Source organism: Bradyrhizobium sp. 153 (genome assembly GCF_023073835.1).
In the GTDB taxonomy this organism is placed as follows: Bacteria; Pseudomonadota; Alphaproteobacteria; order Rhizobiales; family Xanthobacteraceae; genus Bradyrhizobium.
The window spans coordinates 1-1,073 of sequence record NZ_JADPKH010000064.1 but is presented as its reverse complement, the minus strand read 5'-3'; the positions used below and the strand labels follow the sequence as shown (position 1 = coordinate 1,073).

At 63.4% G+C, this 1,073-nt stretch carries 1 protein-coding gene and 1 pseudogene; both read right to left on the bottom strand.

Annotated features, from left to right (window positions below):
- Nucleotides 1-419: pseudogene (locus IVA91_RS15165) on the bottom strand (efflux transporter periplasmic adaptor subunit); the annotation flags it as partial.
- 1 nt (nt 420) lies between these two features.
- Nucleotides 421-1,073 (bottom strand): TetR/AcrR family transcriptional regulator (locus IVA91_RS15160; protein WP_247458894.1); only part of this gene is annotated, 653 nt, incomplete at its 5' end.

The following is a 1,073-nucleotide window of genomic DNA, read 5'->3' as shown; positions in this document are numbered from 1 at the left end:
GCCTGCGCCTTGTAATTGGCGAGATCGCCCTGCTCCGGTGCGTCGAACAGCTGCACCAGCGGCGTGCCGGCTTCGACACGCGTACCGGGCTCGAACTTGATCTCGGTGACGCGGCCATTGACATCGGCGCTGACGTCGACCTGATGCACGGCGACAAGGCTGCCGACCGCGGTGAGCAGGTTCGGCACCACCTCCGACTTCGCCTCGGCCGCGCTTACCGCGGTCGGCGGCGGCTTGTTGTTGGCGAAGAACTGCTTGATCATCTGGCCGCGGAAATAATTGAACCAGACGAGGCCACCGACGAGCGCGGCGAGAAGCGCGCCGACGATGATGAACCACAGCACCGGCCGGACCGGACGCTTGGGAGCCTTGTTGTCGATCGGTTGGCCCGAAATCTTGTGTTCGGCTACGATGTTCATGTCATGCACTTTCTGCAATCGCCGTCTTGCCGGCATTCGCGGCCTGATTGTGGCCTAGATGCGCAGCAATTGCGGCGTCGTTAAGTCCGATACCTCTCAGGAGAAATTCACAGAGCTGCCGCTCCAGATCGTTTGCCTTGCCGTAAGCGAGACAGGGCGTGGCCGGCAGCCTGGTCAGCGCCGCCGTCATCACCGAATGATGCGCGAACCAGAACAGGTTGAGTGGATCGCCAGTGCACGGCCGTGCGTCCCCCGCGGCAACCGCGCGCTCGAGTGAGGCGACGAAGACAGCCCCGATCAGCGTCTCGATCTTGGCATATAGCAAACGGGCGAATTCGCCATCATCCAAATGGCTCGTGGCCATCAGTCGCAGGCGCTGCGCCTCCTCCTGGTCGGGCCCGTCGGCGATGTGAAGGAAATGCTCGACCATGCCGCGGATCACCTCGACCAGGGTGGCAGTCGAGGGCTCCCGTTCGAGCAGCTCCATCAGGGCCGGATCCGCCTCGCATTCGTCGCTCAGGATCTCGGCGTAGAGCGCCGCCTTGGACGGGAAATGCTTGAACAGCAGCGCCTCGGAAATAGCAGCGGCGGCCGCCACGCTCTTGGTCGTGGTGCCGTTATAGCCGTGTCGGGCAAAGCAACGTTTCGCGGCAC